Raw genomic sequence first — 8,022 nt, 5'->3', positions numbered from 1 at the left:
GTGGAACCACCTGATCCCATTCCGAACTCAGAAGTGAAACGCAGCTGCGACGATGGTAGTGTGGCATTCGCCATGCGAGAGTAGTACACCGCCAGGCTCCCAATAAAGCCAAAAAGCCCACTCAGTCGAGTGGGCTTTTTTGCATTGTAACAGGCAAACGTAGTACACCGCTGGTAGGCCAGCCCCGCAGGCTCCCAATTAATAGAACAGCCCCTCTCGAAAGAGCAGGGGCTTTTTTATTGCCTGTGATTTAGTGGCGGTGAACTACTCGAGCAGGGCAGTCCCATGCGAGAGTAGTTCTCTAGCTTTGTGCTTATTACTGAGTTTTTATCGTTATGCGATATCGGACTGCATTTTGGTCTCCCCCTTTGAGAAAGGGGGATCAAGGGGGATTTAGTCTTAGGTTTTTATTTACGCTGCAAATTACCCTGAATATCAAAATGCCATTCCGGTTTGCCAAGCAAGTTCAGATAAGTTTTAGCATCTGCTTCACTGAATACCTGAATAAACTGGTTATGCTGGTCGAGTAATAACAACCAGCTTTTAGGGCTTGCTGCAAACTGCTGGTCTGTCAGATAGCTTTGCATTCCCATATACCTCGATGGAATGTTACGCCAGCCCTGATCTACTTTATAGATGTAACGGCCTTTATACTCGGGGTGAAGAAAATTGGCTTGTTCCAGCGTGCTTAAGCTATTGCGATCAATAATACTGACCATTGCTACTGCTTTGCTACGCTCAAGCAGCTCAGCGGCCTTTTTAATTTTAAGTTGCTGGTTTTGTCTACGCTGGCTCTCAGGGCTTTGTTTGCTCACTTTAACAGGGGTGGCAATTTCCAGCGCAAATAACTCCAGCTCGTACCTATCTATTATCCGCTGATAAGCCGGATGATTGGCACAATCCGTCAGGGTGATATCATCAGGAACGCGTTGCTGAAACTTAGGATTAGCGGCGACATTACTGAGAAATTGTTCAACATCGAGTTGTAGTTGCAGCTGCAACAAGCTATGAAGGCGCGTGTTATCAGGCTTTTTGACCATGTATTGTTCAGGGTCGAGCTCATTACAGTGGCGGTAAAATTGCTCAAGTGATGTGCTGTAAGCATAACTGTTTACCGCATACTGCAAAGTACGCAATTCTGTCTGGCTGTAGCCTGCTGTGCTGCCCATAGCCAGGCTTAGTAATAAGGGTGTAATTATCGTCATAGAGGGGTTTAACTATCAGCGTTAAATAAAAAAATCGCCGAACATTAGCACTTTTCTGCGGGTTAAAACAGTGTTTGTGGCAGGACCAGTTTTAACTAATCGCAAATACCCTGGCGCATAACATTAATGCATGCTGCTTTACCTGCCAGGTTAAACCGTTGGCTGATCTGCTGCCAACCTTGTTTTTGCCATAAGCGTGCTGCTAAAACCCTGGCCGGAGCAATATCTGTCTGTTGAAAATTAACATTAAACCACTTTAATAACACACCCGCGACCAGCTCGTAAGGGCGTTGTCCAGCAACAAATAGTTGCAGCTGTGACATTTCGATTTCGTTTATTGCGCGCCCAGGTGGCTGAACTAATTGACTTAGCACATCAAAATCGAGCGTCGCAGGGTACTCTGGCAGGCAGTGATAAAGTTGTTCGGCAAACGCTTCAGTTAATTGCTTAGCAATTTTCTGATCCGCTAAAAGAGGTTGTAACATCAGTGCTGATGGTTCACTGCTGGCGTTGTCGGCAAAATGACTAAGCCGGACAGGAAGATAGTTTGCCTGCTGCCAGAATGCTAACAGCGCCGGGCTTACCCCAAAGCTGGTTCCAAGCCAGTTAACACCTTGCTGCTTTAAGCTGCTGGCCAGTTTTGCTAACAATAGACCACCAAGTCCCTGGCGTTGCAGGCTTTGCTCAACCGTAATCCGCATTATCCGAACCAAGCGCTCAGTGGCAAGTTGTGGTTGTGCTAAATGAAACGCCAGGCTTTGTGCCAGTAAATGACCCTGAACCCGTCGTTTCCCCTGATAAATATGCTGGCAAAGTTCTGGTTCCAACTCGCCCTCATGGCTAAGCAAAGCACAGGCTAACAGCTGATCTTGTTGATAAAGTGCAGCCACGCGAAGCTGAGGGTTATCTAACAGTGCGGCCAGATCTTTTATCTGCGTCTGGTAATGGGCCTGACTAAGCAGGTGAAATACTGCTGCAAGTTGCTCAGGAGCGCTCAGCCAGTCTTCAGCCTGAAACTGCCGCAACTGCACTGGCTCATCTGGCTGATAGCGCGGTGTTGTTAAAGGTTGGCGCAGCAAGAAGCTTTGAAAAATAAGCTGCTCCAGCGGATCTTGCTGCTGATAACGAACCGGTTCGGTCAGCTCAAGCCGCTTCCAGCCAGGTTGGGTTTGTGCAAGATAGTGTTGAAAACGCAACTGAAAGCCACGGCCGGTGCCTTCATAGCCATGCTCGGTAGTGGCAAACACAAGCCTGCTGTAGCTGTCGGCAAGTTGTTTTAAAACGGCAGTGGGCAGGGCAGCTGCTTCATCTATCAGTAATAGATCTAAATCTGGTTTCTCCGCTAATATCTGGTCTACCGGCATAAACTGCAAGCCCGGCAGATCTGCCATCTGCTGCTGATAGTGGCTGATTGCGGTATTGGCAGCATGTGGGCTGGCGGCGGTAATGGCCAACCGTTTTTTACCTTGCTGCACCAGTAATGCTGCGGCCAGCCCCAACGCAGCAGACTTACCACGGCCCCTGTCTGCAACCAGCACCAGTGGCCGTTTACGATGGCCAGATACCACTTTTAATATTGCCGCTACGGCATGCTGTTGTCCGGTGCTGGCATAGGGCGCTGCTACTGCAGTGGGTGCGATAAAATCGGGCAAGCTGAGCTGTCTGCGGGTTTCGAGCTTATTATCATGCAGACTAAGGGTTAACAACGGGCCCTTTGCCAGTTGGGCTAACCAGAAGCGGGTAAACTGTCCCTGATAATATTGCGGGTCTACTGGGTAAGGCAACAATGCACTGTGGCCCGGGTTTGGCTGCTGACACCACTGTGTATCGGGTTGCGCCAATAACAGCCACAAGCCACCTGCTTTTAAGCAACCGGCGCTGGCGGCGATAAGATCGGCATTAAACCCATTCAAGGCGTTAATGATCAGCATATCGCATTCGCTGCCAAGCAGCTGATAATTTTGGCCAGCTTGCAAAACCGTACTGTTTTGCGGGGCGTGCTCGCCCAACCAATACAGTTTTTCTGGTTGAACTTGCGCTACTAAGGCCAGACTCTGCTGCAACAGTGGTTCAGCATCACCTTGCAGTAATACCGGCAGCCGGCATTGACGAGCCGCGGCTTGCGTCAATAGCGGCTGCAAATAGCCTGTTAAGGGCATTTTAGCCAACCGCCTGCAATCTGGCATAGGCTGTCATCAGCCATTTACTGCCCAGCTGATCAAAATTAACCTGAATGCGCGATTGCGGGCCAACTCCTTCATAATTAAGTACTGTGCCCTCGCCAAACTTTTCATGCAGCACCCGCTGGCCTAAATTAAAGCCGGTATTCTCAAACGCGACATGGCTGGCGGCACTACCAAAACGGTTAGACTGAGCAGGCCGGCTAACTTGGGTGGTTAAACGAATTTCTTCCAGATATTCTACCGGAATTTCCCGGATAAACCGTGACGCTTTATGGTATTGCTCCTGGCCATATAAACGGCGGCTTTCAGCATGACATAAATACAGCTTTTGCATGGCGCGGGTCATGCCGACGTAACACAGCCGCCGCTCTTCTTCGAGCCTTGTTGGGTCGTCGCCACTTTGCTGGCTTGGAAACATGCCTTCTTCTAAACCACAAATAAACACCAACGGGAATTCCAGACCCTTGGCGCTGTGCAAGGTCATCAGCTGCACTGCGTCTGAGTGTTCTTCTGCCTGATAATCGCCCGCTTCCAGCGCAGCCTGGGATAAAAACGCGGCCAGTGGTGTCATATCTTCCACGGTATTGCTGTTAAAGTTCTGACAGGCGGTCACTAACTCGTTTAAGTTCTCTATCCGGGTCTGGGCTTTTTCGCCTTTCTCCGCTTGATACATGGCATACAAACCGGATTGCTTAATAATATGCTCGGCTTGTTCAAACAGGGGTAGGTCGGTTAGCTCCTGTTCCAGGCGGTCTATTAACAGCATAAACTGCTCTATGGCGTTGGCAGCACGGCCACTGAGTTGCTTCTGCTGCAACATTTGCTGCAGGGCTTGCCACAGCGTTTGCTGTTCACTGCGGGCATGCAGCCGCACCTTATTCATGGTGGTATCGCCAATGCCGCGGGCCGGGGTGTTAATAATCCGCTCCATCGCCGCATCATCCTGGCGGTTACTGATCAGCCGTAAATAAGCCAGGGCATCTTTAATTTCCTGTCGCTCGTAAAAGCGCAGGCCGCCATAAATGCGATAATGCAGGCCTTCCTGAATTAAGGCTTCTTCTAATACCCGTGACTGGGCATTATTCCGGTATAAAATCGCGCTCTCGGTTAAGCTGCCGCCCTGGTTATGCCAGCTGCGAATGCGGCTGACAATAAAGCGGGCTTCGTCCAGCTCGTTAAAGGCGGTATACAGTGAAATGGCTTCGCCTTCGCTGTCTTCCGTCCATAAGTCTTTACCCAGCCGGCCGCTGTTATTGGCAATCACCGCGTTAGCGGCTTTTAAAATGGTGGCAGTAGAGCGGTAGTTTTGCTCCAGCCGAATGGTCTCGGCACCATCGAAATCACGTAAAAACTGCTGAATATTCTCAACCCTTGCCCCACGCCAGCCATAAATAGATTGATCATCATCACCAACAATCATTACCTTGGCAGCCGTCCCGGCCAACAAACGTAACCAGTTATACTGAATAGCATTGGTGTCCTGAAACTCGTCTACCAGAATATGGCGAAACCTTTGCTGATAATGACCCCGCACATCGGCGTGGTTTTTCAGCAGCTCAAAGCTGCGTAACAGAATTTCGGCAAAATCGACCAGGCCGGCGCGGTCACACATTTCCTGATACGCCGCATAAATTTTAACCATTTGCTGCAAACTGAAATCGCCACCTGCATCGATCATACCCGGGCGCTGACCGTCGTCTTTGCGGCCATTAATAAACCACTGTATTTGTTTAGCCGGCCAGTGTTTTTCATCCAGGTTTAATGCTTTTAATACCCGCTTCACCAGGCGGTACTGATCGTCCGAGTCGATGATCTGAAAACCCTGCGGCAAACCGGCCTGTTGATAATGCGCGCGCAGCATGCGGTGCGATAAACCATGAAAGGTACCCATCCACAGGTTATTTAAACTTACGCCAATGGTGCTTTCTATCCGGCCGCGCATTTCCTGCGCCGCTTTATTGGTAAATGTCACCGCCAGTAAACTGTATGGCGCAACGGTTTCCACCTGCATTAACCAGGCTAAACGATGCACCAGAACCCGGGTTTTACCACTGCCGGCACCGGCTAATATCAGCATATGCTGCGCCGGCGCTGCCACCGCGTCACGTTGTTTATCGTTTAAACCATCCAGCAGGTTGGATACATCCATCAGCACATCTCAGTAAACCATTTGCGGCCATTATAACAGCCCTGTGGTAAGCGCCAAGTAAAGCGATAGAATTAGTGGATAAATAACCAGTGTTACTATATTTGCGCCACTAAAGCATTTAGCTGGTTTACATCAGTCAGCCGGATATGTGGCAGGATAGTTACCGCTTGCTGATGATGATCAAGCCAGGCAGCCTGACAACCCGCTGCTAAGGCACCCATCACGTCGGCGCGATGGCTATCACCAATATGCAGAATTTGCGAAGGTGCCAGCTTCAGTCGCTGTGCCGCCGAGTGAAACATATCCGGATACGGTTTCATTTTCCCGGCGGGCCCGGCCTGCAAGCTGAATTCAAATAAGTCACCCAAACCCATTTTATGAATACAGGCATTGCCATTGGTAATGGCAATCAGCCGGTACTGTTTAGCCAGGGCAGTGAGTAAATCATTCACCTGGGCGGTTAAGCTGATTTTAGTGCGGGCAGTTAAAAAAGCATCATAGCCCTGCTGGGCCACTTTTTTCGCCTCTGTCTGCGTAACACCCAGCTCCAGCAAGCCGGCTTCAATCCCCAGCAGGCGCCAGCGGCCAATATCATGGCGCAGTTCCGGTTCAATTTTCGCCAGTGTTAAGCGATGTTGCCACCAGAAATCACTATCTTTACCTTTGCTTGCCGGTGCCAGTTTAAGCAATGCGTTAAGCATTGCCTGCTCTGCCGCTGCGATCACCGGCGCGTTATCGTATAGCGTGTCGTCTAAATCAAAAGACAGCGCTTTAATAGGGCTGAGCGCTTTATAAATATGCATTGGGCTTCTCACAAATTCTGCGGATAAACAGCAACAATAGCAGGCTGAAAAAGACGCTGATACTGCCGCTACTACTACCTTCTAAGGTATTGGCTGGCGGGGGAGTCGACTGAGGCGGCGCGCTGACGGTAATGGTTTTACTGATGCTGGCGCTTAACCCATTGCTGTCGGTGACGGTTAACCTAGCCTGGTAACTGCCGGCACTGGCAAAACTATGGTTTACTGCAGCGCCGCTTAAGGTGCTGCTTTCGGAAAGTTGCCACTGATAACCGGTTATTTCTGAATCAGCGCTGCTGGCACTGCCGTCAAAGCTGCAGCTCAGGCCGTCGCAATTACTGCTGAAATCGGCCACTGGGCTGCGCAGCTCTCCTACTGTGACAAATACCGCACTTACTGCACCAAGATTACCTGCGCTGTCTTCTGCTTGCACATACAACAGCTGCTGACCCACTGGCCAGTCGCTCGTTTGCAGCTGAGCCTGCATTGTTGCAATGCTGCCACTGCTATTACTGCTGATAATGTCGGCGGTTGCCAATTCAGTACTGGCGCTATGCCAGGGTGGCGCATGCTGGAAAATACGCGCCGAAACAACGGCCTGGCTGGGCTCACTGCCATTGCTTTGATTAAAGCGCTGATCGTCGGCGTTAAAATTCAGGGCAACGATGTCACCCGCCTGAATATAGGCATGGCTGGTACCGTTGGCGTTAAGCCCGGCAATGTCGGGCCCTGCCGGCAGCTGATAAGGGGCCTTGCTAACTTTTGCAGCATACTGCAGCAGCGGTAAATTGGCCGGCAATAATGAATTGGTAAAAAAGCCACAGCCTTGAAAAAAGCTTGTGCCAAGTTCCAGGGTAATGGCTGCTACGCCTAACTCACCATAACTGATGCTGTCACTGGTACCATCGGTTGGGTATAAGCCAATGCTCTGACTGGGATAATAATTATTAAACCAGGCCAGCTTGCGGCCCAGAGTTTGTAACTGGCTAGCGTTTGGTGCCGGCTCAGTAGTGTGGCCCCAGGGCCACAGCACCAGCTCACCGGCGCTGTGTAAATCGAGGTGCAGGCCCATGGTTTCCGCTGGCGCCGGATCCTGAAAGCTGCTGCCACGACGGTTGGCATACAGCTGGCGAATATAGCGCTCTACTGCCTGAGTTTCAGGCTCCGAGCCTGCTTGTGGGCCGCGATAAACCGTTGAGCAGGCCTCGCCACTGGAGCCTTTGCTGCTGATATTCCAGCTGTAGCTGAAGTTGCGGTTTAAATCGACACCGGGCTCGTCCTGCGGGCAGTGAGTAAGATTAGCACTCTTGCGCCAAAGCTGACCTTGCTCTGCGTATTTACGACCATCCGGGTTCATTTGAAATAACAAATGTATTTCAGTGAAATTCAGCAGCCAGTTGGCATCAGCCTGCTGCTGATAATTTTGCAGCAGTTGTCGGGCAAACTGTAAATTCAGTTCCGCGGTAACGTATTCGCGGGCATGCATAGCGCTTTGGATAAACAATACCGGCCGCTTGTCAGCGGGTTCTGCAACGGTTTCGCGCTGGCCCAGCCTGAGCACCATTAGCGGATAGCCGCCTTCGCCCTGAGTATGCTGCCATGAGCTGCCAATACTAAACCACTGGGCCAGTTCCGGATAATCATCGGCTAGCTGTGCCGCTTGCTGGTACGTGCCTTCAACGGTG

5 protein-coding genes and 1 rRNA gene are annotated in these 8,022 nt (G+C 50.7%); 1 reads left to right on the top strand and 5 read right to left on the bottom strand.

Annotation, left to right across the window (positions count from 1 at the left end; all coding sequences use genetic code 11):
* A 5S ribosomal RNA gene (gene rrf / locus ABY802_RS15015) occupies positions 1-97 on the top strand; the annotation flags it as partial.
* Positions 98-407: 310 nt separating this feature from the next.
* On the opposite strand, the gene ABY802_RS15010 is transcribed toward rrf, so the two are convergent.
* The 5 genes from ABY802_RS15010 to ABY802_RS14990 form a co-directional block, all read right to left on the bottom strand.
* Positions 408-1,205, bottom strand: a complete 798-nt coding sequence (locus ABY802_RS15010; protein WP_372627940.1) for a hypothetical protein — start codon at positions 1,203-1,205, stop codon at positions 408-410.
* A 95-nt stretch (positions 1,206-1,300) separates the two neighbouring features.
* Positions 1,301-3,364 (bottom strand): GNAT family N-acetyltransferase, encoded by a 2,064-nt coding sequence (locus tag ABY802_RS15005; protein ID WP_372627939.1) that lies wholly within the window; start codon positions 3,362-3,364, stop codon positions 1,301-1,303.
* Between the two features lies 1 nt (position 3,365).
* Positions 3,366-5,537: a DNA helicase II gene (gene uvrD / locus ABY802_RS15000; RefSeq protein ID WP_372627938.1), complete on the bottom strand. Its 2,172-nt coding sequence runs from the start codon at positions 5,535-5,537 to the stop codon at positions 3,366-3,368.
* Between the two features lie 95 nt (positions 5,538-5,632).
* Positions 5,633-6,340, bottom strand: coding sequence for an HAD-IA family hydrolase (locus ABY802_RS14995; RefSeq protein WP_372627937.1), 708 nt, complete (start codon positions 6,338-6,340; stop codon positions 5,633-5,635).
* Positions 6,327-8,022: M14 family zinc carboxypeptidase (locus ABY802_RS14990; protein ID WP_372627936.1), on the bottom strand; the 1,696-nt coding region annotated here is incomplete at its 5' end. The genes ABY802_RS14995 and ABY802_RS14990, both read right to left, overlap by 14 nt.

The sequence above is a fragment of the Arsukibacterium sp. genome, from assembly GCF_041616895.1.
In the GTDB taxonomy this organism is placed as follows: Bacteria; Pseudomonadota; Gammaproteobacteria; order Enterobacterales; family Alteromonadaceae; genus Alishewanella.
Note: the sequence above shows the minus strand (reverse complement) of the source record. Positions and strands in the feature narration are given on the sequence as shown.